Origin of the sequence: Pseudoalteromonas sp. MQS005 (assembly GCF_001661605.1) — a bacterium.
GTDB lineage: Bacteria > Pseudomonadota > Gammaproteobacteria > Enterobacterales > Alteromonadaceae > Pseudoalteromonas > Pseudoalteromonas tetraodonis.
On sequence record NZ_LYRQ01000004.1, the window covers coordinates 78787 to 102659 of the forward strand.

A 23873-nucleotide genomic window follows, 5' to 3' on the forward strand; every position below is an offset into this window, starting at 1 on the left:
TCTTCAAAATAGCTGACTTAATTAAGCGAATTGGTATTAATTTAGCTTATTAGCTGTTTTTGTGATGAGTGCTTTAAACTTCTTACGATGTGATTCACTACTAAAGCTCTGAATAGGCATGGTTACTTTATGTTCTTGTGGTAACAGCGGTATTGCTGTTGAATAACGCCCTACAGGTGGAACGGTTATCTCTTTGAGGTGTACTTTAAGTGCCGCTAATGTTGCATCATTATCGACTTCACTCGGGCAGAGAAAAATCCCCCATTGTCTGAGCTTAACGCCTAGCTTGATACTACTTGAATAGCGCACAATAGGTGCAGCGAGTATGAGCCCTAATAAAATAGGAGATAACCACCAAAAAAAGACTGGCGTAAAGTAATAAGCAACGCTACCCCATACAATGGCAATCAGCGAAGAAAGCAATGTATAACTAAACGCTTCTTTCCATGGCACCATTCTGCCTTCACGCGGTTGAGCGTCCCATTTTACTTTTTTACCTAAAAATACACAGACTACAAAATATGCATGAAAAACCATCATTAATGGTGCCACAATAATGGCAAACACGGTTTCAATTATAGACCCTAAAGTAAGTTTTAATGCACCACCAAAGCGCTGCTTACGGTGTACTAAGGTAACAATCACGCCCATGAGTTTAGGCAATAATAAAATAATGATAGTTAGGTAAAGTAATGAGTCAATGAGTTCTGTTTTGGCTATTTGCCAAGTTGGAAATAGTTGATAGGCGCGATTAAAATAGACATCGCTATTTAAAGCGCGTGTTACCGCATCTATGGTACTTAACGCCAGCATAGATAACCAAATGAGTGATGATATATACGCGGTTGCACCCAGTAAAAAATGCAGCTTACTCATTAGCTTTAATTTTGCTGATGATAATAAGCCAAGGTGTTGAATATTACCTTGAACCCAGCGTCTATCGCGTACAGCATAATCTAATATGTTGCTCGGAACTTCCTCGTAACTGCCTTCAATATCGGCAAGTAATAATACGTCCCAATTCGCGCTATGTAATAAAGAGGCTTCCACAAAATCATGACTTAAAATTTCACCACCAAAAGGCGCTTTACCTTTTAGTGTTGGCAAGCCACAGCAATCAATAAATGCTTTGACGCGAATAATGGCATTATGGCCCCAGTAATTGGCTTTGTCGGTCTGCCAAAAAGCAGAGCCGGTAGCTAACATTGGACTATAAAGAATTGAAGCGAACTGTAAAAAGCGTCCAAAAAAGGTATCTTGGCGCACAGGAATAGGGATAGTCTGAATCAATCCCGCTTGTGGATTATTTAGCATACTGGTAGTGAGCTCTAGCATGCATTGGCCAGTCATTACACTATCGGCATCCAATACAATCATATGCTCGTATTGGCTACCCCAGCGCTCACAAAAGTCGGTTAAGTTACCTACTTTACGATGTTTGTTATCTTCACGGCGACGATAAAATACCTGCTTTGCAGTATCACCTAAGCGCTCACATAACGCATGCCATGCACTTAATTCATTACTAGCAATAGCTGTATCTTGTGTATCGCTTAGTAAATAAAAATCAAAGTGTTTTAATTGCCCAGTTGCTTTTAATGATTGTAAGCTGACTTCAAAGCCTGCAATCACTCTGTGCGTATCTTCGTTATATATAGGCATAACCACAGCTGTTTTTTGCTGTGATAGTGCTTCACTGTTAATAGAGACCGGCTTTATTTTTTTAAGTGTGAGTGGATCTATCCGAAATAGCTGCAGTATAAAACCAATACAACCACTACAAAATGCGGTGACTATCCACGCAAAAGTAATAGAAAATAAAGCAAGAAGTGCATACTCAAGCAAGGTCATGCCATTTGAGTTTAAAATTTCAAACATAATTGAAATGCCATAGCCTGAAAGACCAATAGCAGCAATAGCAAATAACCACACACGAAGTGTTTTAAAAGGCATCGGCGTGCCTGTGCTTTGTTTACTTGATGTCATTTGGATACCAAACATAGCTCCATACCTCGCTCACTTCTTTATTACGTAGCTTTAGCGATAAACGCATATCTACAGGATCACTACCTTGGGGAGCGACTTTAAAAGCAACACGCCAACCTAATGATTTTGGTAATTTTTGCACTGTAATATCGCGGGCTTCACCGGTAGTCAGCTGAAGATCTGCGCTAAGTGCTAATTTTGCTGATAACTGATTGATATCAGGGCCGGTAAAGTCAACAGTAAATTGACGATGGCTTTTCGGCGGTGGATTATCTTCACCAGGTAATGCGGCACTACCAATACGCGTTCTAGCTACATTGGCCAAATTATTTTGGCTTAGATAATCATTAAACGTCGTCATCTTATAGCTAAACTTTAATGCCTCTCCAGCTTTGAACGGCTTTTCAGGAACCCAATAACTTACAATATTATCGTTTGTTTCAGTATCTGTTGGAATTTCTACTAGCTCAACACGGCCATTGCCCCATTCACCTTGTGGTTCTATCCAAAGGCTAGGGCGGTCATGGTAATGCGCTTCGATATCAAAGTAGTTATTAAAGTCACGGTCACGCTGCACAAGGCCAAAGCCTTTTGGATTCTCATATGAAAAAGAGGTTACACTGAGTTGGGATGGATTATTAAGCGGACGCCATACCCAATTACTCTCTTGTGACTGCGTGAGCAAACCATCTGAATCATGTACTTCAGGGCGGTAATCATCAAAAAACTTAGTGCTATTTTCACCGTGATAAAACATGCTCGTTAATGGCGCTATACCTAGCTTTTTAACATCTTTACGCGCAAAAATTTGCATGTCGACGTTAACACGTGTCTGTGTGTTTGGGTCTATTTCAAACTTGTAGGCTCCCGCTACCGATGGGCTATCGAGTAAAGCAAAAATAGTAATATTAGTTTGCTCTGGTGTTGGTTTTACTAACCAAAACTCTTTGAATGAAGGAAACTCTTCACCAGATGTTTGTGCGGTATCAATTGCCAATCCGCGTGCTGATAAGCCATAAACTTGATTAGGTCCAACTAGGCGAAAATAAGAAGCGCCCTGAAACACCATAATTTCATCTTTATAGTCATCGTTATTTAGTGGGTAGTGCAATCTAAAACCAGCATGCCCTAACTGTGTACCTTCAACACTTTTCGCTATTTCATCTTTTAGGTGTGCTGCTGTTCCATCATATTGATAAAAGTCTGTGCTAAATGGGAGACGGCTAAGCTTGGCATCTTGATCAACGATATTGATTTTGACTGGGGTTTTATATAAAAAACCTGGGTGAAATAGTTGCAGCTCATAAAGCCCTTCATCTTTCCATACCGATTGATCGTGTTTGAAGCGGATTGAGCGGTAGTCTTGATAATCAATACTATTAAGCGCTTCTATTTGTATGTTTTTAGGTGCAATGTAATCTTGCTCAGCAAGCTTTTTAGCACGCGCACTTATCACATCAAATAAGCTGCCTTGTGGTATTGCCGCTTCTAATGAGGTTGCTGCAATGGCGTTGTTCGTTCCCCACAGTGAAAAAACTATCAACATCCCTACCAAAGGTTTAAAAGCCCTTTGACAAGTTGATATAAGGTGAATGCGTTCTTTCATTTTGAATCCTTTATAAAAATATATTTACAGCGAGAGTAACGTCTATCTCAATGGTTTTTATATGGGTTAGCAGGACTGGGCAATTATCGTTTTAGCGCAGGTGTAGTAACGCAGCTTCACACTTTGTATTTATTAAACAATAAATGAAAGGTGTGAAATTTGATAAAGGCCATATCAAGGTTTGCATAGATAGTAAGCAATGTTTGCTGAAGCTTGTCTGAATTACATTTGTATAAAAAATAAAAAAGCCGCGAAAGCGGCTTTTGAGTAACTATATAGATATTTTAGGTCACAATACCTAATTGTTAACCGACTAATTAAGCTTAATCAGCATACTTTGTTGCTTTGTACGTTAATTTAACATTACCAAAAGGAATGGCGCCGTTTACACGCACTCGCCACTTACCTTCTTTAGGGTTGGTAAATGAACAGCTTTCACTATTACCGAAGCTTATTGAGGCGCAATCTTTTCTGAAAAGAGTCGGGTTTCTTTTATGGCGTACAAATAAGTTTGCATCACCCCAGCCACCGTCAAGGCTAACCGTTAGCTCGTCATAACCTTGTGGGATTTCAAAGCTGTAGCTTTTCCACCAAAACCACCCGCCAATATTATTAATTTCGCCAATAATTACTTCAGGTTCTGGCTCAGGTGGCGCGATAATGGTCGAGCGAATATCGACAATAACAGGGTCATGATCTGACGCTCTGTAAGGACCTTGAGCATATAAGGTTGATTGTTGTGCGTCAGATTTAAACTCAACGTTATAATCAAGCGAGATAGGCTCATCGGCATTAATGTGCCAATCGGTTGCACTGACTACTTTATTTAATAAGCTTGGACTGACTAGGGCGTGATCTAAACTACCCGCTCGGCCAGAAAAGCTATAAGAGTAACCTAAAGTGTTGCCATCTAGCTCAGCAACCACATTTTTAAGGCCTTTATCAGCAAATGCACGGATAGGATCTTCCATTGCATAGGCGTTCATGTCGCCAACAAGAATGATATCTTCATCATCAACCCCTGTTGGTTTGCTATTTAACCAATCAGCAAATGCATTGGCGCCAGCAGTTCGAATTTCGTTCCAACATGCTTGGCCGTCATTTTGATCAGCGTTTCCACCTGTTGCACTTCCACAACCACCTTTAGATTTTAAGTGAGCAACGGCAACAGTAAAGACTTCTTCTGTCTCTAAAGACTTAAAGCTTTGCGCAATAGGTGCGCGATTGCTGTAGTCAAAAGGCGCGTCAGTTGTAATCGCTGCTGTTCCTACTTGCTGTACTTTATCAGCACGATAAATAAGCGCGGTAGTAATAGCGTCGGTGCCGATTTTATCAACGCCAAAGTCCACAAATGCATATTGATTTTGACTGTCGGCATCATTAAGTGCATTTACTAAGCTTGCAACTGCGCTAAATTCGCCAAAGCCGTCATTTTCAATTTCCATTAAGCCAATCACATCAGCTTGCATAGCACTGATAGCACTAACTAGTTTGGCCTGCTGACGAATTAATTCTACTTCTGAGTCAGCGCCTCGGCTAGTTGGGAAACCGCCGCCTTGGCCGTCGCCATTAAAGTAGTTAAGTACGTTAAAGCTGGCAACACGTAAATCAGCGTCAGGGTTTAACTCTGGTGCATCGGTACGCGGATTCGTTGCTATAAACTGAGGTGTGACCGTTGGGTGAATACGGTAAGTGCTAAAACTGTACGCTAGGGCGCCAGTAACGGTATTTACTGTATCGCCAGTACGCAGCGTATTCTCTGCTGATAATCCAGGTACAGGGTAAGCAATAGGGTCGCGATTTTGACGAGTTGAGCCATCATCTACGAGTATTTTTTTAGTTAGATTTTGCGCTTCAACCGCATTTGCTGCCGCACCAGGAAGTGCAACTTGTGTCCCTTGATATAAACGTTCGGTGGCAAGCTCTAATTCACCGTAACGACCTAAACCATAGTTATTCGTGACAACTAATGGCTGCTCTAGGGTCACCAACATACCTTCAAATGCTTCTAACTCACTTTGATCGATAACGGGTAAAGTGATTTTAGTCGGATAAGCTGAAAGGCCGGTATCACAAATAGCAACTTGGCTAACATTACCAATTTGGGTGGCATCAAAGTACTCTTCAACAGTACCTTGTACGCGAACATGGTCGCCAACATTAACATCAGTATTGGTAAAGTAAACAAATACACCTTCAGAAGTAAGGGGATTTGCATCTTCATCACTATTAAGTGAATTTACAAAAAAGCCTTTGAGCTGATCATCTGCTTGGAAATCAGCTGTCACAACGCCTTCAAATTCAACCACAGTGTTAACCAGTGGACTGCTTGCGCCTTCACCTTGAATACTGCTAATTAATGTTTTATCAGCGCCACATAGTAAGGGATCTTCAGGTTCTGGCTCAGGATCTGGATTAGGTGAAGAATTCCCTGCAAAGATACCTAGATCACTAAAATCATCTTGATCAAATTGCAGCCATAGCTCACTTGGATTAAAAGCGCCATCGGCATCAGTGCGTCCGTTTAATTGAGTTTCTTTACGGCGCAGTGTTTTATTTTGTGTTTGTACGCCACCTTCAGACCAAAATGAACCTGGATCTACGCCGCGTTGACCAAAGCTATCAATAACGGTTGAGCCTTGCGTAAGTACCAGTGCGTCATCACCATTAAAGTTAGTGACGGCGCTGAGTTGATCCGCTTTTTCTTTTAATTCAACTGAAGCATTACCATTAACAATGACATAAGTGCTATTAGCAGCAAGTTCACCGGTTAAATCGAGCGTATTGTTTGCCTCTGTATTGCCATTTGAATAGAGACTTAGGGTGTAGCCATCCAATGACAGTGGGGTTGTCGAATTATTAAATAGTTCTACTGCTTTATTATAGCTACTGCCCTCTACGTATTCTGATATAACGAGGTTAGCGGTAGCGGGTGCACTGAGGCTTGCTAACACAAGCGCCAATGGCGTTATTTTTGTTTTCAACATTATTATTTTTTCCCGTGTTTTTGTTTCCCCAAATGGGACGCTTAGTGTAATGAAAAATGATTACAAATAGAATACAGAATGTTAACAATATTAAGTTTTGTTATTTTTTGAGGTAGAACGTACAGTTGTGTGTTTGGTTTTAGGTAAGGCAGAGCCTGTGTAGTGTGATTACTATCTATAAAAATAGGGGGTAACGCTGCATAAATGCCAACTATGTGTTGTTCTTAAACATAAAAAAGGGCAATAAAGCCCTTTTATATCAATATGCTTTTATTACTTATTTAAATAGCGGGCTGCCTGCTTTGCAAAGTAAGTCAGAATGCCATCAGCACCTGCACGTTTAAATGCTAATAGAGACTCCATAATAGTGGCTTCCTCACTCAGCCAGCCGTTATCAATAGCGGCTTTATGCATCGCGTACTCACCACTTACCTGATAAGCAAATGTTGGTACACCAAATTCATCTTTAACGCGGCGTACAATGTCTAAATAAGGCATACCTGGCTTAACCATTACCATATCGGCGCCTTCTTGCAAATCAAGAGCCACTTCGCGAATAGCTTCATCAGAGTTGGCAGGATCCATTTGGTAAGTTTTTTTATCAGCGCCTTTTAAGTTTCCTGCTGAACCGACAGCATCTCTAAATGGGCCATAGTAGCTTGATGCATACTTTGCTGAATAGGCCATAATGCGAGTGTGAATAAAGCCATCGGCTTCAAGGGCTTCACGAATTGCACCAATACGCCCATCCATCATGTCTGATGGGGCAACAACATCAGCACCTGCATGTGCGTGTGATAGCGCCTGCTTAACTAAAATTTCGGTAGTGACGTCATTAATTACATAACCTGCATCATCAATAATGCCGTCTTGACCATGCACAGTAAATGGGTCAAGTGCAACATCGGTGATCACGCCAAGCTCTGGAAAGGTTTCTTTTAATGCGCGTACAGTTCTTTGTGCTAAGCCATCATCGTTATACGCTTCTTCAGCGAGTAGAGACTTTTTATCTGCAGGCGTAACAGGGAAAATAGCAAGCGCAGGGACGCCTAAATCAACTAATTCTTTAGCTTCTTCTAGCAGTAAATCAATTGATAAACGTTCAATGCCGGGCATCGATTCAATGCTTTCACGACGGTTTTTACCTTCAAGCACAAAAACAGGATAAATAAGATCATTAACACTCAGCTGGTTTTCAGCCATAAGGCGACGAGAGAAATCATTACGGCGCATTCTACGCATGCGAGTATATGGGAAAAGGTCTAGTCCAGATTGGGCCATAAGTTATACGCTCCTACTGTGAGATTGGAAAATTAACCACTTGATTGCGGCCATGTTGTTTTGCTAGATAGAGTGCCTTATCGGCACGCTCAGTAAATGTTTCAGGGTTATGAACATCATCGGCAATATGAGTATAAACACCGGCACTAATGGTGTATTTAATCGTAGTACCTGCAACACTGACAGTGTTTTTTTCTATTGCGCACCGTATTTGCTCGGCAATAGCTAACGCACCTTGATTATTAGTATTGGGTAGCAGGACGACAAATTCTTCACCACCATAACGCGCCACTTCATCAAGAGGACGTTTTAATTGTTGTTTAATAACATCACAGACTGCTCGAATTACCTGATCGCCGGTTAAGTGGCCATACGTATCGTTGATTGCTTTAAACTTATCTATATCAAGCATAATGATGCTCAAGGGTGTTTGCTCACGGCGTGAACGGCGAATTTCCATGATTATTTTTTTATCAAAAAAGCGTCTATTTTTTACCCCTGTTAGAGCATCTTCCATATTGAGTTGTTCAAGCTCGCGGTTTTTATCTTCAAGTTCCCTAAGTGTGACTTGTAACTCAAAGGTGCGCTCATCAACTTGGTTTTCAAGTTCATGACGAGTGCGCTCTTGTAATTCAATCCGCTCATTTAAGAGCGCATCTTGCGCTGCACTTTTTGCAATCAACGCCTGTTGCGTTGTGACTTGCTCATCGCGTTGTAATATAAATAATTTTATGACGGTGTAGCTTAAGCAAAATGAGCAGCTTAATGAGGCTGCGAAGGTGAGTATTAAGCTGGATCTAGTGACGGTATACAGGCCTGTTAACGCAACGGAAAAATGAATGACTACAATTAAAAAGAACCCGAGTGCCATAAATAGAGATTTATTGGGGCTCGTGGGGTTTTTTCGTAGGTAAAATAATGTTGTGACAACATGATAACTTAAAATGACAGGAATGCTTAAAATAGCAAACAAAGCCACGCTTGGAGTAGGCAGCAACCCTATAAGTACAATAACCAATGCATATAAGGTGGTAATTATTGTTTGCCCTTTAACTAAGTTGGATTTAATGGGTATGCAAACATGGCGCTGTAAAGGAAGAAACAATACCGTGATCAGCATTAGCAAAATAGGCAGCATTAACTGTTGCAAGGCTGCTATGCTTGGGGGGGCATAACGAAACCCAAACCCGCCTAAATATGCTAAAAATAGGCTAAGCATCAGTGTAATCACACCGGCATAGGCAAAATAATGTTTACGTGAAAAAGCAAATAAAACCAAGCTACTGATAGCCAAAGAAAAAATAAATCCAATCAGTAATCCATAGTGCAAGTTAAGCATACTTTTATGGGCTAATAATGTATCTTGTTGCCATAAGGTGAGGGGGACGCGAAGCCCGATTCCCGCATTATTATTAACGTTAAGATAAACGGTGGTTTCGCTGTTAGCGGGAAGTGTTAATTTAACCAACAAAGACTCACTTTTAATCGCTCTATCAGATAAAGGAAGAGCATCACCAAGATGTTCCGATTTTAGTTGCTTCTCACCCATAAAGTGGTACAGGTATACATTGTTTAGAAGTGGGTTATCTAACGATAAAATTGGCTCTGTTGGCTTATTAAGATAATTATTTAGTTGAAATTGAATCCACACAGGGCGAGTTTCAAGACCTAAATTAAGCGGTTTATTATTAAGTGACTGCCATTGTTGTAAGTTGCTTTGTTGTGCATCTTCTAGTGAGTTGGGGGTAAACGAATAATGAATCGACTCTATTTTTTTTGAGCTAAATTCGCTATTTATATCAATTGCAGTTGCAGGGAAACAGGATGTAAAAAACACCATGATGAATGCCAGCAAGGTGCTAAAGATGCGCATTATTTTTTCTCTAATCCAAATAAGCGATTAAAGTTTTCACGAGTATGTTTTGCCACTTCAGATGCCGGAATGCCATAAAGTTGAGCAAGCGTGTCACACACATAATGCAGCAATGCTGGCTCGTTTCGTCTTGATTTTGGCTTTGGTTTAACTGTACGAGGAATTAAAAAAGGCGAATCGGTTTCTATTAATAAACGTTCAATAGGAATACTCGGTATAAGTTGTTGTAACTCCTCGCCACGTCTTTCGTCACATACCCAGCCGGTAATACCAATATAAAGTCCTAAGTTTAAGTAACCTGAGAGTGCTTGTGCATTACCTGTAAAGCAGTGCAGTACACCGCGAACAGTAAATTCTTTTAAAATAGTGAGCATATCCTCACTGGCATCACGTTCATGCAAATAAACAGGCAAGTTGAGTTTTTCAGCTAATGCGAGCTGACGACGCAAAACAGCACGTTGTATATCTCTAGGGGAAAAGTCGCGATTGTAATCTAGTCCGCATTCACCTATGGCAATAACCTGCTCATTTTGAGCAAGCTGAGTGAGTTGTTGCTCAAGCTCAGGGGTTGCTGTTTTAGCGTCATGAGGGTGAATACCAGCGGTAGCATATTGATTATAGTGCGCAGCAAGTGCTAATGATTCTTCACTGGAGCTGATATCACAGCCAATAATCAGCATTTGGTTTACGCCCGCATCTTTTGCTTTGGCGAGCACCTCTTGATGCTGACCATCAAATTGATGATTAGTTAAATTTACGCCAGCATCAATTAACGTGTATTGCATTACTGAGTACGTTTTACACGAATTGAACGGTTTTGATCTGCTTTTTTAAGTAAAAAAGAGTTGAATACGCCACGGCTAATAATAACAGTATCGCCTTCGTCTAATCTTAAGCTATCTGAACCAATTTGACGCCATTGCTGGTTATTTTCTAAGGTAATGATTAGCTCACCATAAGGTGCTTTTTTAACAGATGAAATCATTGACGTAATAGACTCTTCACCATTTTCCGCAATTTCTTTATGCTCTAAACCAAACTCTTTTGCTTTAGTGGCCACAGGCGCTGTTGCAGCGGGAGCCTCAGCTTTTACATTTGTTTGTGCCGATTTGCTTAGCTGGCTTTGTGCTGGTTGTGTTAATGACTTTCCGGCAATGGTGTTGTCGTAGCAGAGTAAACGATTAAAGTCGTTTTCAATAAAACTACAGGCTTGCAAAGCTTGCTCATTAATAGGAGTAGCGGCTAAAACCGGTACGCTGACTAAAGCGAGTAAAGAAAGTAAATGCTTGTTCATATTATTCCTCAGATTCTTGTTGTGGTTTTGCGGTATAAAATTTAGCTAAAATTAAACCAAGCTCAAATAAAAGCAGCATAGGTAGTGCCAATAGGGTTTGTGAAAGCACATCAGGAGGCGTTAAAAACATTGCCACTACAAATACGCCAACCACTATATAGGGACGCTTTTCTTTTAGACTTTGTGTGGTTGTTGCACCGCTCCAGCAGAGCAACATAATTGCAACTGGGATTTCAAATGCGATCCCAAAAGCAAAAAACAGCTTGAGCACAAAGCCTAAATAACTACTTATATCGGGCGCAAGCGTCATCATTTGCGGCCCTACACTGGTGAAAAACCCTAAAATTATAGGTAGCACCACAAAGTAACAAAAAGCAATGCCACTATAAAATAAGATAATACTGGAAGCCAATATGGGCATCAGCATTTTCTTTTCATGTTGATATAAACCCGGGGCTATAAACCCCCAAATTTGATGCAAAATCCAAGGAATGGCAGCAAATAAAGCAACAAACAACGTCAGCTTAAAAGGGGCAAAAAACGGTGCAGTAACATCCGTTGCAATCATAGTGGCTGTACTAGGTAAATGAGCAACTAACGGAGCAGCTACAAAGGTATAAATATCGTTTGCAAAGTAAATTAAGCCAATAAAAATCACTAAAATACTTAATAACGATTTAATTAGCCGGTCACGCAATTCAATTAAATGAGCGACAAACCCTGATTTTACTTCCTCAGTCATTGTGTTTTATACCGTGTATTAAGTGCATGAAAAAAAGAGAGTGCTATGTTCACTTTGAGTCATCTGTTTGTTGGCTATTTGATGCTGGCGTTTGATTTTTTTTATAGCTATGGGTGACTGATTGCGCCGCTTGTTGTAGCTCAGAAACAGAGTTTTGTAGGTCAGGACTTAAATCTTTAAGGCCTTGTTGCTCTGCTTTTTTTAGATTTTCGTGTAGTTCATACACACGAAGCTCCTCGCTCACCTCCGCTTTTACGGAATTGGCCATTGCTTTAGCTGTTTTAACCCAACGGCTTACGGTTCTAATAGCAACAGGTAAGCGCTCAGGACCAAGCACCACCAAACCGACAATAAATACAACAACAAGCTCCCACATTCCCATGCTGGTTAAACCTTGTCGTTGTCTTTAGTTTTGCTAGTTGTACTTGAATCGATAGGTGTTGATTCTGCTGATTTTTCAATGTGTTCTGTTTTATTTTCGCTGGCTTGTTTTTCAGCGCTTTGCTCATCCGACATCGCTTTTTTAAAACCTTTAACTGCGCCGCCTAAATCACCACCGATACCGCGTAGCTTTTTGGTACCAAATAAAAGTACAATGATTGCAAGTACAATTAATAGCTGCCAAATACTAATACCACCAAACCCCATGGTTTTCTCCTGCTTTTAAAGCCGTTAATATTAAGATTAAATGCTGATTATACGCCCACAGCGGTAAATAGCACTTAGTTTATGCGCGGCGCCAAGCCGCTATAAAGCCAACTACAGCACAGCCTAAGACAACGCCAGCAGCCATTAAGTTGTGTTGTAAATAAAATAATGCTGAAACAATCATCGCTGCACTACTAAAAAGTCCTAAAACCAAGGGCTTATGTGAAACCGTTGATGTTGGAGGTTGTGCGTGCGGTGCTCGTTTTAAATTTTGATAAATTAAATCAGGCAACTCAGGCATTTTTTCTGCCCAAAACGGTAAGTTTGCATACATTTGCTTTAGTACAGAAAGCGGGCCAACCTGTTGTTTTACCCAGTCTTCTAAAAACGGTTTTGCGGTTTTCCACAAATCTAGTTGTGGATAAAGCTGGCGACCTAAGCCTTCAACATACAACAAGGTTTTTTGTAATAATACGAGTTGTGGTTGAACCTGCATATTAAAACGACGTGCGGTATTAAATAAATTAACCAGTACATGGCCAAATGATATTTCAGCAAGTGGTTTATTAAAAATGGGCTCGCAAACGGTACGAATGGCAAATTCAAACTCTTCAATGCTGGTATCGGGCGGCACCCATCCTGAATCAACATGTAGCTGAGCTACTTGGCGGTAGTCACGATTAAAAAAGGCAATAAAGTTTTCAGCTAAATAGCGTTTATCTTCTTTGTTAAGTGTTCCCACAATGCCGCAATCTATGCCAATATATTTAGGATTATGCGGGTTTTCGCGCGACACAAAAATATTGCCAGGGTGCATATCTGCATGAAAAAAACTATCGCGGAATACTTGAGTAAAAAACACTTCCACTCCGCGCTCTGCTAATAACTTCATATTGGTATTTTGTGCCATCAGTGCTTCAGTATCTGACACCGGAATACCGTAAATTCGCTCCATAACCAGCACATTATTGCGGCTGTAGTCACTGTATACTGTTGGAATATATAGCGATTCTGAGCCTTCAAAATTACGCTTTAATTGAATGCCGTTAGCACCCTCACGCATTAAGTCGAGTTCATCGAGTAATGTTTTTTTATACTCTTTAACCACTTCTACAGGGCGTAAGCGTTTCGCTTCATTAATTAACTTACCAACAACTTTAGCTAATTTTTCCATTAAGGCTAAGTCGGCGTTGATTTGTTGCTCAATATTAGGGCGAATAACTTTAATAACAACATCTTGCGATTCGCCCTGCGCGTCAACGAGGGTGGCAGTATGCACTTGAGCAATTGAGGCCGATGCCAAGGGGGTTTGTGAAAACTCGCTAAATAGCTGGCTAATATCATCTATTTCTAATGCTTTTTCGATGATCTTTTGCGCTAATTCACCTTCAAAAGGTTCTACCTGATCTTGTAAAAATGCTAACTCTAGCGCGATATCGTGGGGTAACAAGTCACGACGGGTTGAGAGCATTTGGCCAAATTTTATCCACACCGGGCCAAGTTGTTGCAGCGCTAAACGAAGTCTTAAGCCCGGGGGTTTATTTTTGTGTTGGTTGCGCAACCAAAACAAACTTCCTCGTGCAAGTTTAGCAAACCAAGGTACTTTGTGTTTTGGAATAAGCTCATCGAGTCCGTAGCTAAGCAGGGTTTTAGTTATGTAATACAGTCGGGCAGTTGACACAAAAAATCCTTAGCGCGTTAAAGTGCTTTAATTAGGGCGTTAATGCGTTGCTCAATGGCAGCAACTTGGCTTTTTAGTGCTCTATTTTGTTGTTTAAATTGCGCAAGCTCTAATGGGTGAATTGTAATTGCCAATTCATCTTGGAACAGGCTAATCAAGGTGCTATCGAGCTGTGATTTTGCTTTTTTACCTTGCTGCTTAAACGACTGAAAGTGCAAATAAAGTTGTTGTGCAGGTGCATCCCCAACATACTTTGCTAGTTGCTCTGGCCAATCAATATCTAAACTTGAAAAGGCGGAGCTATAATTTTGAGCTATGTTTAAATCCCCTTGCAAATCAAGTTTGTCTTGACGTATAAGCTGGGTAAGCATGGCTGGATTTTTAAGAGCTAACAAAGTGTTTATATTGGCACTGATCATACAGTCAGCGTCAGCATGTGCTAATGCAGTGTAAAGATGTAGCTGCTGATTGGCATAAGTAATGGCTATTTTTTGCTGCCAATCTCTAACTTCAACTAATAAACGCTGATGTTCTACCGCTTTTAGCTTATCGACTAAGCTCGGGTCGAGTTTAAGCGCTTGATTTAATACTTGTTCAATAAGCGAAAGCACAAAGCTCGGTAGCATAAAAAAACTGCTTTCAGCCGATTGTTCTTTATTGTTTTCTTCAAGCGCCATAAATTACTAACCTTAGTATTTAAACCCACGGTGAAGTGCAACAATGCCGCCTGTAAGGTTTTGATAAGTCGCTTGTTCAAATCCTGCTTCGACCATCATCGCTTTTAGCGTTTCTTGATCTGGGTGCATACGAATTGACTCAGCTAAATATTGGTATGATTCACTGTCGTTAGCAACCAACTTACCCATAGTAGGTAAAATGTTGAAAGAGTAAAAGTCATACGCTTTGCTCAACAATTCTTGCTCTGGTTTTGAAAACTCAAGAATGAGTAAACGACCACCTGGCTTTAAAATACGATACATAGAGCGCAACGCTTTATTTTGATCCGTCACATTACGTAAACCAAAAGCAATCGTAATTAAATCAAAGCTATTATCAGGGAAAGGCAAGGCTTCGGCATTCATTTGTACGTAATCAATGTTGCCTACAAGGCCTAAGTTATGCAGCTTTTCGCGGCCTACTTTTAACATTGAAGAGTTTATATCACCTAAAACAACCTGACCGGTTTCGCCAACAAGCTGGCTAAACTTTGCAGTTAAATCGCCAGTACCACCGGCTAAATCTAATACATGATGACCTTTACGAATACCTGAGCTGGCAATTGTTTGACGTTTCCATAAACGATGAATACCAAAAGACATGAGATCATTCATAACATCGTATTTTGTCGCAACAGAATGAAATACATCAGCAACCATAGAAGCTTTTTCGGTTTCGGCAACAGTTTTATAGCCAAAATGCGTGGTCTTTTCAGGGTTCTCGTTCATGATTAATCTCTATCGTGGTAATAAAGACTAGTGTACTTGATTGTGCACCAAGGGTGCAATTTGAATATGATTTATCAGTTAATTTTATTGTTTGAACAGTGTACTGGGTTATTGAGAAGAGCGTGACTTAAAAGCGGCGTTTGAGGCACTTTTAACCAGCTGGTTAAAGTCGCCTTGTTGTTGCTCAGTGATCCCTAGTGAGAGAGAAATGGGGGGTAGTTTTAGATCGCTTTTTGAACTAATAAAACGTAGCTTTTCAACTCCGCTTATCACTTTTTGTGCAATAAGGTTAGCGGTTTCGGGTTCTATGTTAGCAAGTAAAACGATGAATTGATCTTTTGCAGAGCGCCCAGCTAAGCCACTTTGCGAAACATATTTTTGCACTTGCTTAGCCACTTTATTTAAAATCACTTCGCCAATGGCATCGCCAAAATTATTAATAAAATGCTCTAAATTATCAATTTGAATGGCAATAGCTGAGATTGATTTGTCTTGTTTTAACCATAACTGTGTTTGTTTGGTTAAATAATGGCGTTTATATAAGCCAGTTTGTGGGTCAATCACATGTTGTTTGCGTAAGGTATTAAGTTGTTTTTTAGTTGCTTCGTGTAGTTTTTTGGCCTGACTTAGTTGGTGTTTAAATTGTGCTTGTTGCGTTAATAAAAGCTGAGTTTGTTCATTAAGCCTTTCTAAAGCAATACGGCTGTTGCCAATATTATTTTCATCTAGAGAGTGCATACAGTCATTAACATGACCTGCAAAGTCATTTAGCTTTTTTTCGGTCTGTTGAGCATTTTGCGATAGTGAATTGATCACGCCATTGACGTTTTCAATCATTGCTACTTCGGTTTTATGCCCTTGATTTAAATATTCAAAATAGAGTTGTTCAATAAACAGCTCATCAATATTTTGATGGGCATCTATGGCATCATCAATGGCATTATTAAGCGCAAAATGGATTTTACTAATGTATGTATACACAACTTGAAAATTTAAGGGGGTAGGAGGCAAAACATGATGCTCTAAAAACATACATACTTTTGTCATTTTTTCTTGTGCTAAAGCCATGGAATCATGGAACATCATTTGCAATTACCAACCAAATACGCATAAATGCTGATTTATAAAACTCGTCCAATGAGGCAATTTGCTTCCAAGCAACGATACAATAATCATTATATCCGTTATTTAAAAGTAAAATGAGTCGGAGTTGGCTAAAATAGCACTATAATTTCAATAACCGTTGTTTTTCTGAGCAATTACTCTAAGTTATTTATAGTTTTGTATTAACTTAAGTTAATACAATGTCTCACGGGCGTATATTTTGCGCAGTTGGTCGTATATCTATTTGCTATTTATCTAGGCTACGATAGGTTTATCACATCTGTAATATTACTAAGATCACTCACTATGAATTTATCTCTTTCAAAACAAATGCGTCTTTCCTTATTAAGTGTCACTTTAGTGTGCTCACTAAGCGCGTGTCAGCTCACCGCAATTAATGCGGATCAACAATTTACGCAAGCGGCTGAAAATATCGTACAGCATCGCCAAAATGTTAGCCCGTATAGTAACCCCGAAGGAGTTGATTGCTACTTATTACCTAATTTGTCAGCTGAATTTTTAGCGCAGCAATATCAAAAAAACACCCAGTTATTAGCAGATTTAGATGCCATAGATGTAAGTAAGCTCAGTGATGAAAACCAAATTAACTACAGTATTATTCGAGCGCAAGTGCAAAATAGTGTTGATGAATATGTATTTAATACGCACTACATGCCTTTAACGTCAGAATATGGATTCCATTCAAGCCTATCGTTTATTGTTAATAGCTCTGATTATAAAACTGCACAAGATTATCAACACTATTTAAAGCGATTACAGCAAGTGCCGCGCTTTTTTGAGCAAAACATAGGTTGGATGCGCAAAGGATTAGAGGTTGGTTTAACTCAACCCAAAGCGGTGTTAATTGGTTATCAAGACTCGATTACTGCTTACATTGTTGATGACGTCACACAATCTGAATTTTATAAGCCATTTTTAAACAATACCGCGGGTTTAAGTGATAGTGAATTTGCAGATTTGCAACAACAAGCTAAAGCAATTATCAGTAGCCAAGTTATTAATGCCTACAAAGACTACTTAACTTTTTTTAATAACGAATACTTACCAGGCGCACGTAGTGATATTGGTATTTCGTCAACACCGAATGGTGAGGCCTTTTATGCAAATCGTGCTAAATATTACACCACCACACAAATGACCCCAAAAGAAATACATGAGCTGGGTTTAGCGGAGGTTGCGCGCATTCGTAGTGAAATGGAAGCGGTTATTAAAGAAGTAGGTTTTAAAGGCACGTTTGCAGAATTTATCCACTTTTTACGAACAGATTCGCAGTTTTACGCCACAACGCCTGAACAATTATTAAAAGAGGCCGCGTATATTGCAAAAAAAATGGATGCGCAGTTGCCTAAATTATTTCATACCTTACCGCGCAAACCTTATGGTGTAGCGCCGGTGCCTGCCAATATTGCTCCTAAGTACACTACTGGGCGCTATTCAGGTTCGAGCCGTGATGATCAAGCCGGCTTTTATTGGGTGAATACCTACGCTTTAGATAAACGACCACTCTATGCTTTAGAAGCATTAACTTTGCACGAAGCTGTTCCGGGTCATCATTTACAAATATCACTCAATGCAGAACTTGAAAGCTTACCTAGCTATCGCCGTGACGCGTATTTATCAGCGTTTGGTGAGGGCTGGGGACTGTATTCAGAGTACTTAGGCGTTGAAGCGGGTTTTTATCAAGACCCGTACAGCAACTTTGGTCGTTTAACCTACGAAATGTGGCGTGCTGCACGTTTAGTGGTTGATACGGGTATGCATATGTACGGCTGGAGTCGTGAGCGTGCAATGAATTTTATGGCCGATAATACGGCGCTTTCATTACATAATGTAAAAACAGAAACCGATCGTTATATTTCATGGCCAGCTCAAGCGTTGTCATACAAAATTGGTGAGTTAACAATTAAACGTCTGCGTGCAGAGGCCGAGCAAGCATTAGGTCAGCAGTTTGATATTCGTGAGTTTCATCATCAAATATTGCGCCATGGTTCAGTGCCTTTGTCGGTGCTTGAGCAGCAAATACGTTTGTATATACAAGCAGAATTAGCAAAAACAGATAGCTAATAGCGCATTATTTTGAAACTATAAAAGCGTGGTGTTATTTAATGACATCACGCTTTTTTAGCATTTAAGGATAAGTAATGAGTCAATTTATAATGTTCAGTATCGATGTGTTTGCCAGCTTATTTATTGTTGTATTTGGATTGCTGGTTATATTAATTGCTATTTTTTATGTTCGAGATGTTACCCAAACAAAGCATGCTATTAGGCGTAATTATCCAGTAATTGGACGTTTTCGGTACTTTTTTGAACGCCAAGGTGAGTTTTTTCGTCAGTATTTCTTTGCTCTCGACCGTGAAGAAATGCCCTTTAATCGCGCCGAACGCAGTTGGGTATATCGGGCTGCTAAAGATGTTGATCATACGGCTGCTTTTGGTTCAACCCAAAGCTTAGAAACGACAGGCACCGTAATGTTTATGAACTGCGCATTTCCTACCTTAGATGAAGAAGCCCTAGCGCCTAGCAATGTAACGCTTGGGCCTTATTGTAAATTTCCTTACACCACAAATTCGTTATTTAATATATCGGGCATGAGCTTTGGCGCGTTATCCAGTCCTGCTGTACGTGCACTCTCAAAGGGGGCAAAATTAGCCGGTTGTTGGATGAACACGGGGGAAGGCGGACTTAGTCCGTATCACTTAGAAGGTGGTGCCGATATCGTGTTTCAAATTGGTACGGCTAAATATGGTGTACGCGACGAGCAGGGAAATTTAAGCACAGAAAAACTAAAAGCCGTTGCTGCACACCCAGCAGTTAAAATGTTTGAGCTGAAAATGAGCCAAGGTGCCAAGCCAGGTAAAGGCGGTATGTTACCTGGGCGAAAAGTGAATGCTGAAATTGCTAAAATAAGAGGCATACCTGAGGGGCAGGATTCAATTAGCCCAAATGGGCACCCAGAAATAAAAAATCCAAACGATATTTTAGACATGCTCACCACGATAAGAAGTACAACCGGTAAACCGACAGGCTTTAAAGCGGTAATTGGTGAACATGCTTGGTTAGAAAGTTTATTTGCCGAGATAAATCATCGTGGTATTGAGTCTGCACCCGACTTCATTACCATAGATAGTGCTGATGGTGGTACCGGCGCTGCGCCTCAGTCTTTACTCGATTCGGTGGGGTTACCGCTAAAAGAAAGTCTTCCTTTAGTTATTCAGTTACTAAAAAAGCATGGCCTTAGAGAGCGAGTTAAAATTATTGTCTCTGGCAAATTAATTGTGCCCTCAAAAGTTGCGTGGGCATTAGCACTAGGTGCCGACTTTGTTGTGTCTGCACGTGGACATATGTTTGCACTAGGCTGCATTCAGGCTATGCAATGTAATAAAGATACCTGCCCCACAGGAATTACTACGCATAATGAACGTTTACAACGCGGCTTGAATGTTGAAGATAAAGCGCAGCGGGTCGCGAATTATAATAAATACATTCATTACGGTGCGGGGCTTATTGCACATTCTTGTGGCGTTACCAGTGCTCGCGAATTAAAACGCAAACATGTGCGTATAGTGCAAGAAAGTGGTCTTTCTGAGCCACTAGATAAAATGTACGAGCACTATCATTAAATATAGCTTAAAAGGCGCTTAAAGCGCCTTTTTTAATAAAATAAAGACTTAGTTTAGGGTCAAACAGACCCTAATTTAAATGGCTTATTAGCAAGCTGAAAAACGCGTCTTTAGTATCGCAAGTGTGGGCATTTAAAATCAATTGCTCACCCAGTGCTAATGTTTGTTTTTGTACGTTTAACCGTGCGGCCTCATCGGTAATGCCTTCTATATCAATTACATTAGCAAGGCCTATAGTGCGTCTAATTAGCTCTATGCCACAGTAGCCAATAGCATCTTGTAAAACATGTTTCATAAAATACTCTGCGTAGCCTGAAGCTTTAAGTGTCTCATCAGTTGTTTGCTTATTTATGAGCTCAAACCACTGTTGTTCAAATGTGGCGTAGCATTCAACCAATGTACTTAATAAATGGGTTTGATAATTACGACGTGCTACAAAGTCGTCAATGCGACCGTGCTGAGCACAGTAATTTAGTAGTAAGTTACCGATAAAAGATCCAATATCAAAGCCAATAGGGCCAAAAAAGCCAAACTCAGGGTCGATCATTTTAGTGGTAGTTTGATTAACAAAAATACTTCCGCTGTGCATATCGCCATGCAACAAGGTTTGTGGGTTCGATAAAAAGTTAGCTTTTAGCTTTGCTACTTCAGGTTTTAATGCCCCGTTTTTACGAATAGCCTCAACTTCAGTTTGTAATTGTGCCGGATAGTTGTTGCGTTCATGCTCTGTGTACGGATCGCTAAAAAATAAATCTTCAGTAATTTGGCACAATTCAGGGTTAGTAAATTGGCTAATACGTGCTTTTTTATCTTGCGCTAATAAATAAAAGTCAGAGTTATAAAAGCCCGTTTGGCTTAAATACACAGCTACGTGGTGAGCAAGGTTTGGAAATTGTTCAGCATTATTTTGCGCTGTTCGCAAAATTTGCATATCACCTAAATCTTCTAAAATGGTCAGGGCTAAGTCTTTATTGTAATGTAAAACAGTAACCGTATGCGCAGGGCAAATAGTCCCATGATTAAGTAAAACTTCTGCCTCAATGCGTGCCCTATCAAGTGTTAATGGCCACGACTCACCTACACAACGCGCATACGGTAAAGCTTGCTTTAATATAATACTGTTGTTTAGCTCATCCGTAATTCTAAATACTAAGTTGAGATTACCGTCACCAAATTCATAAGCGGTAAGCGCTTGCCCCGGCTTAAAAAAGTCGTATTGATTAGATTCAATTAATGAATTGATGTAATTAATAGCGTGCTGTGCATTAAAAGCAACATAGTTAGTCATGGTTTTATTCTCAATAAAGATGCATTTAAGCATTCTATACCTTTAAATGTTTAGATGTCTATAAGTCTAACTTGAGAGTTCTTCAAAGTGGTGTAAAATAATCCTACGCACTTCTAATCTTTTGAGCCTTATGCAAAATTTAATCGCAAGCAGTTTAAAATATGAAAATAGTACGCTGAGCGTACTTGATCAATATTTGCTTCCTCATCAACAAGTGTGGCATGAATGCCACAATGTAGAGACCATGAAAGAGCTGATCATCAGCTTAAAAGTGCGTGGTGCGCCACTTATAGGCTTAGGGGCCAGTTTATTAATTGCTTATTTAGCTGAGCAAGGTATGGCTAGAGACGCGCTTGCAACCGCCATAAATGAGCTAGAAGCCACTCGCCCAACTGCGGTTAATTTAATGCATTGTATGGCGGCGTTGCGCCAAGCGCTTAAACAAACTGATTATGTTGCCAGTATTGTTGCAACGGCTGAGCAGTTATTTATTGAAGATATTGAGCTATGTGAGCGCATGGCAACGCGTGGTGCCGAGCTAATAAATAGTGGCGACAATATATTAACTCACTGTAATACAGGCGCTTTAGCCACTGCGGGCATAGGAACGGCATTGGGTGTTATTTATAAAGCACAACAAGTCCATGGCAATGTTCATGTATGGGTGGATGAAACGCGGCCCTTACTGCAAGGCGGACGTTTAACCGCGTTTGAGTTGGAGCGTTGGCAAATACCTTACACCCTAATTTGCGATAACATGGCGGCCAGTTTAATGGCTGCAGGTAAGGTAGATAAAATTGTTGTAGGGGCTGATCGTATTGCTGCTAATGGCGACTTTGCCAATAAAGTCGGTACTTATAATTTAGCGGTGCTTGCGCACTATCATAATATTCCATTTTATGTGGTGGCACCGGTTACTACGCTTGATGTAAAGACTGCCCAAGGTAGCGATATAGAAATAGAGCAACGTAATCCACAAGAAGTGCGTGGTGTTAGTGGTAGTTTTGGCGAGGCATTGTGGGCTCCCACTAATGCTAATGTATATAACCCCGCATTTGACGTAACCCCCGCAAAGTTGGTTACTGGGTGGGTGTTAGATACCGGTGTTTATAACCAGCAACAAGTACTAATGGGTAAACTTAAAGATCTAACTCAATAATATGCGACTGAACTCTGAAAGAAACTCAGAGGTGCTATTGAGGTAGTTGGGGTAGGCTTTTTCTATTGATTTCAAGTCGCTCCCAGCTACTAGAAGCACGTTATTGTGGGTTTGTTTTTCTTGTTCGGCGTAATGTGTTAGCGCTTCTTGTTTTTTATTTTCTGCATATAAAAAGACTCGACCCATTTGTGTTTCGGTGTTGTGAACGAGTAAGGCAAAGCCAGTGTCTTTCGATTTATTTTTAATTTCGTCGACTTGGAATGCACGATTAAATGCATCAAGTTTATGAAATGCGGCTAGTTTTTTGTTTAGTGCCGAAAGCTCATCAACAAAGCTCTGCGATTGTTGTGAACTTAATTGATTTGAGCCATCTTTGACTGCTAGGAACTCACCCATGATAAAAAATAATCGCCTCCAATCAGTGTCAGCTGCTTGGGGATTAGTTTTTAGTGTTTCTTTTTCAATAATATCTACAATTTCAACTGTGGTAGCCCAAAGGTGCTGAAGCCTAGTGCGTAACTGAACTTCAATTTGAAAGCCTTTATAATCGTGAGATTCTAAATTGTTATAACTTTTATAAACACGATGAATACCTCTGTAGCCTGTCGCTTTTGGCTTCTCAATATAATCATATGATTTAACGCTATGAACTGCTTTACTCGAGTCTAAACTGGCGTTGAGTTGATATAAATGCTCTAGATTATCTAAGATTACTCGGCAGCCGCCTATATCGTGCATTCGCTTCAAATTTATTGCGTTTTCACTCTTACCATCTAAAGAAGCTCTTTGTAGCTTATCAATAATAGTTGGCAAGCGCTTTAAGCGTCTAACTATGGTTGCCGATTCTAGCAAATGAAGTTTTTTTACATGTTTCCATACGAGGTTTTTAATAATAGTCAGCGGGTATAAATGTGCTGCACGATAGTTTTGTACAACCTCTATTGCAAAGTCAAAATCACCTTCATTTTTACGAAAAATACGACCAGCCTTTTCAACTTGCTTACGTGAGTAGGCGAGTTGTTGTTTAGACTTTTGATATTGTTCGTTAACCATTAGAAAGCTACTCTTTATCAGCTATATTGCTAAAAATAATATTACAGAGTTAAGTGATTGAAGTCATCCTGCAAATAAATTT

Annotated in this window: 19 protein-coding genes; 3 read left to right on the forward strand and 16 right to left on the reverse strand. The window is 40.1% G+C overall.

Translation table 11 applies throughout. The features are described 5' to 3' along the window. Positions 1–36 precede the first annotated feature (36 nt). The 14 genes from mdoH to A9479_RS03235 form a co-directional block, all read right to left on the reverse strand. A complete protein-coding gene (gene mdoH, locus A9479_RS03170; RefSeq protein WP_064662680.1) occupies positions 37–2001 on the reverse strand; it encodes a glucans biosynthesis glucosyltransferase MdoH in 1965 nt (654 codons plus the stop codon). Beyond that, positions 1973–3592, reverse strand: coding sequence for a glucan biosynthesis protein G (locus A9479_RS03175; RefSeq protein ID WP_064662681.1), 1620 nt, complete (start codon positions 3590–3592; stop codon positions 1973–1975). The genes mdoH and A9479_RS03175 overlap by 29 nt, the downstream gene beginning before the upstream one ends. A 323-nt stretch (positions 3593–3915) precedes the next feature. After that, entirely contained in the window at positions 3916–6579 is a 2664-nt protein-coding gene (locus tag A9479_RS03180) for an ExeM/NucH family extracellular endonuclease (RefSeq protein WP_064662682.1), read from the reverse strand. 273 nt (positions 6580–6852) lie between these two features. Then, complete coding sequence (gene hemB, locus A9479_RS03185) at positions 6853–7860, reverse strand: porphobilinogen synthase (RefSeq protein WP_008108557.1); 1008 nt, start codon at positions 7858–7860, stop codon at positions 6853–6855. A gap of 13 nt (positions 7861–7873) precedes the next feature. Then, the gene (locus A9479_RS03190; RefSeq protein WP_064662683.1) at positions 7874–9733 is read right to left on the reverse strand and encodes a diguanylate cyclase; all 1860 of its coding nucleotides are present in this window, start codon (positions 9731–9733) and stop codon (positions 7874–7876) included. Continuing rightward, the gene (locus A9479_RS03195) at positions 9733–10518 is read right to left on the reverse strand and encodes a TatD family hydrolase (protein WP_064662684.1); all 786 of its coding nucleotides are present in this window, start codon (positions 10516–10518) and stop codon (positions 9733–9735) included. Before A9479_RS03195 ends, A9479_RS03190 begins: the two co-directional genes overlap by 1 nt. Further along, positions 10518–11027, reverse strand: coding sequence for a hypothetical protein (locus tag A9479_RS03200; RefSeq protein WP_064662685.1), 510 nt, complete (start codon positions 11025–11027; stop codon positions 10518–10520). The genes A9479_RS03195 and A9479_RS03200 overlap by 1 nt, the downstream gene beginning before the upstream one ends. A gap of 1 nt (position 11028) precedes the next feature. Then, positions 11029–11769: a twin-arginine translocase subunit TatC gene (gene tatC, locus A9479_RS03205; RefSeq protein ID WP_028834690.1), complete on the reverse strand. Its 741-nt coding sequence runs from the start codon at positions 11767–11769 to the stop codon at positions 11029–11031. 49 nt (positions 11770–11818) lie between these two features. Beyond that, positions 11819–12151, reverse strand: a complete 333-nt coding sequence (gene tatB, locus A9479_RS03210; protein ID WP_064662686.1) for a Sec-independent protein translocase protein TatB — start codon at positions 12149–12151, stop codon at positions 11819–11821. 5 nt (positions 12152–12156) lie between these two features. After that, the gene (gene tatA / locus A9479_RS03215; protein ID WP_013466200.1) at positions 12157–12417 is read right to left on the reverse strand and encodes a Sec-independent protein translocase subunit TatA; all 261 of its coding nucleotides are present in this window, start codon (positions 12415–12417) and stop codon (positions 12157–12159) included. A gap of 79 nt (positions 12418–12496) precedes the next feature. Then, on the reverse strand, positions 12497–14098 hold the full coding sequence (ubiB, locus tag A9479_RS03220; RefSeq protein ID WP_028834688.1) for a ubiquinone biosynthesis regulatory protein kinase UbiB: 1602 nt from the start codon (positions 14096–14098) through the stop codon (positions 12497–12499). Between the two features lie 17 nt (positions 14099–14115). Further along, entirely contained in the window at positions 14116–14775 is a 660-nt protein-coding gene (locus tag A9479_RS03225; RefSeq protein ID WP_013466198.1) for an SCP2 domain-containing protein, read from the reverse strand. 12 nt (positions 14776–14787) lie between these two features. Then, on the reverse strand, positions 14788–15543 hold the full coding sequence (gene ubiE / locus A9479_RS03230; RefSeq protein ID WP_008108541.1) for a bifunctional demethylmenaquinone methyltransferase/2-methoxy-6-polyprenyl-1,4-benzoquinol methylase UbiE: 756 nt from the start codon (positions 15541–15543) through the stop codon (positions 14788–14790). Positions 15544–15651: 108 nt separating this feature from the next. Further along, on the reverse strand, positions 15652–16611 hold the full coding sequence (locus tag A9479_RS03235) for a diguanylate cyclase (RefSeq protein ID WP_064662687.1): 960 nt from the start codon (positions 16609–16611) through the stop codon (positions 15652–15654). A 342-nt stretch (positions 16612–16953) separates the two neighbouring features. Between A9479_RS03235 and A9479_RS03240 the strand changes: the two genes are divergently transcribed. Then, positions 16954–18732 (forward strand): DUF885 family protein, encoded by a 1779-nt coding sequence (locus tag A9479_RS03240; RefSeq protein WP_064662688.1) that lies wholly within the window; start codon positions 16954–16956, stop codon positions 18730–18732. A 77-nt stretch (positions 18733–18809) separates the two neighbouring features. Then, a complete protein-coding gene (locus A9479_RS03245; RefSeq protein WP_016899068.1) occupies positions 18810–20291 on the forward strand; it encodes an FMN-binding glutamate synthase family protein in 1482 nt (493 codons plus the stop codon). A gap of 70 nt (positions 20292–20361) precedes the next feature. Here A9479_RS03245 and mtnK read toward each other — a convergent pair whose 3' ends face one another. Continuing rightward, positions 20362–21579, reverse strand: coding sequence for an S-methyl-5-thioribose kinase (gene mtnK / locus A9479_RS03250; protein ID WP_064662705.1), 1218 nt, complete (start codon positions 21577–21579; stop codon positions 20362–20364). Between the two features lie 130 nt (positions 21580–21709). Between mtnK and mtnA the strand changes: the two genes are divergently transcribed. After that, positions 21710–22738: an S-methyl-5-thioribose-1-phosphate isomerase gene (gene mtnA / locus A9479_RS03255; protein ID WP_064662689.1), complete on the forward strand. Its 1029-nt coding sequence runs from the start codon at positions 21710–21712 to the stop codon at positions 22736–22738. On the opposite strand, the gene A9479_RS03260 is transcribed toward mtnA, so the two are convergent. Continuing rightward, positions 22727–23791: a RelA/SpoT domain-containing protein gene (locus A9479_RS03260; protein WP_064662690.1), complete on the reverse strand. Its 1065-nt coding sequence runs from the start codon at positions 23789–23791 to the stop codon at positions 22727–22729. The genes mtnA and A9479_RS03260 overlap by 12 nt on opposite strands. Positions 23792–23873: the final 82 nt, after the last annotated feature.

Coding starts and splice junctions, on each gene's coding strand:
- mdoH (WP_064662680.1), bottom strand. CDS start 2,001: ATGTTTGGTATCCAAATGACATCAAGTAAACAAAGCACAGGCACGCCG.
- A9479_RS03175 (WP_064662681.1), bottom strand. CDS start 3,592: ATGAAAGAACGCATTCACCTTATATCAACTTGTCAAAGGGCTTTTAAA.
- A9479_RS03180 (WP_064662682.1), bottom strand. CDS start 6,579: ATGTTGAAAACAAAAATAACGCCATTGGCGCTTGTGTTAGCAAGCCTC.
- hemB (WP_008108557.1), bottom strand. CDS start 7,860: ATGGCCCAATCTGGACTAGACCTTTTCCCATATACTCGCATGCGTAGA.
- A9479_RS03190 (WP_064662683.1), bottom strand. CDS start 9,733: ATGCGCATCTTTAGCACCTTGCTGGCATTCATCATGGTGTTTTTTACA.
- A9479_RS03195 (WP_064662684.1), bottom strand. CDS start 10,518: ATGCAATACACGTTAATTGATGCTGGCGTAAATTTAACTAATCATCAA.
- A9479_RS03200 (WP_064662685.1), bottom strand. CDS start 11,027: ATGAACAAGCATTTACTTTCTTTACTCGCTTTAGTCAGCGTACCGGTT.
- tatC (WP_028834690.1), bottom strand. CDS start 11,769: ATGACTGAGGAAGTAAAATCAGGGTTTGTCGCTCATTTAATTGAATTG.
- tatB (WP_064662686.1), bottom strand. CDS start 12,151: ATGGGAATGTGGGAGCTTGTTGTTGTATTTATTGTCGGTTTGGTGGTG.
- tatA (WP_013466200.1), bottom strand. CDS start 12,417: ATGGGGTTTGGTGGTATTAGTATTTGGCAGCTATTAATTGTACTTGCA.
- A9479_RS03225 (WP_013466198.1), bottom strand. CDS start 14,775: ATGGCGCTTGAAGAAAACAATAAAGAACAATCGGCTGAAAGCAGTTTT.
- ubiE (WP_008108541.1), bottom strand. CDS start 15,543: ATGAACGAGAACCCTGAAAAGACCACGCATTTTGGCTATAAAACTGTT.
- A9479_RS03235 (WP_064662687.1), bottom strand. CDS start 16,611: ATGGCTTTAGCACAAGAAAAAATGACAAAAGTATGTATGTTTTTAGAG.
- A9479_RS03240 (WP_064662688.1), top strand. CDS start 16,954: ATGAATTTATCTCTTTCAAAACAAATGCGTCTTTCCTTATTAAGTGTC.
- A9479_RS03245 (WP_016899068.1), top strand. CDS start 18,810: ATGAGTCAATTTATAATGTTCAGTATCGATGTGTTTGCCAGCTTATTT.
- mtnK (WP_064662705.1), bottom strand. CDS start 21,579: ATGACTAACTATGTTGCTTTTAATGCACAGCACGCTATTAATTACATC.
- mtnA (WP_064662689.1), top strand. CDS start 21,710: ATGCAAAATTTAATCGCAAGCAGTTTAAAATATGAAAATAGTACGCTG.
- A9479_RS03260 (WP_064662690.1), bottom strand. CDS start 23,791: ATGGTTAACGAACAATATCAAAAGTCTAAACAACAACTCGCCTACTCA.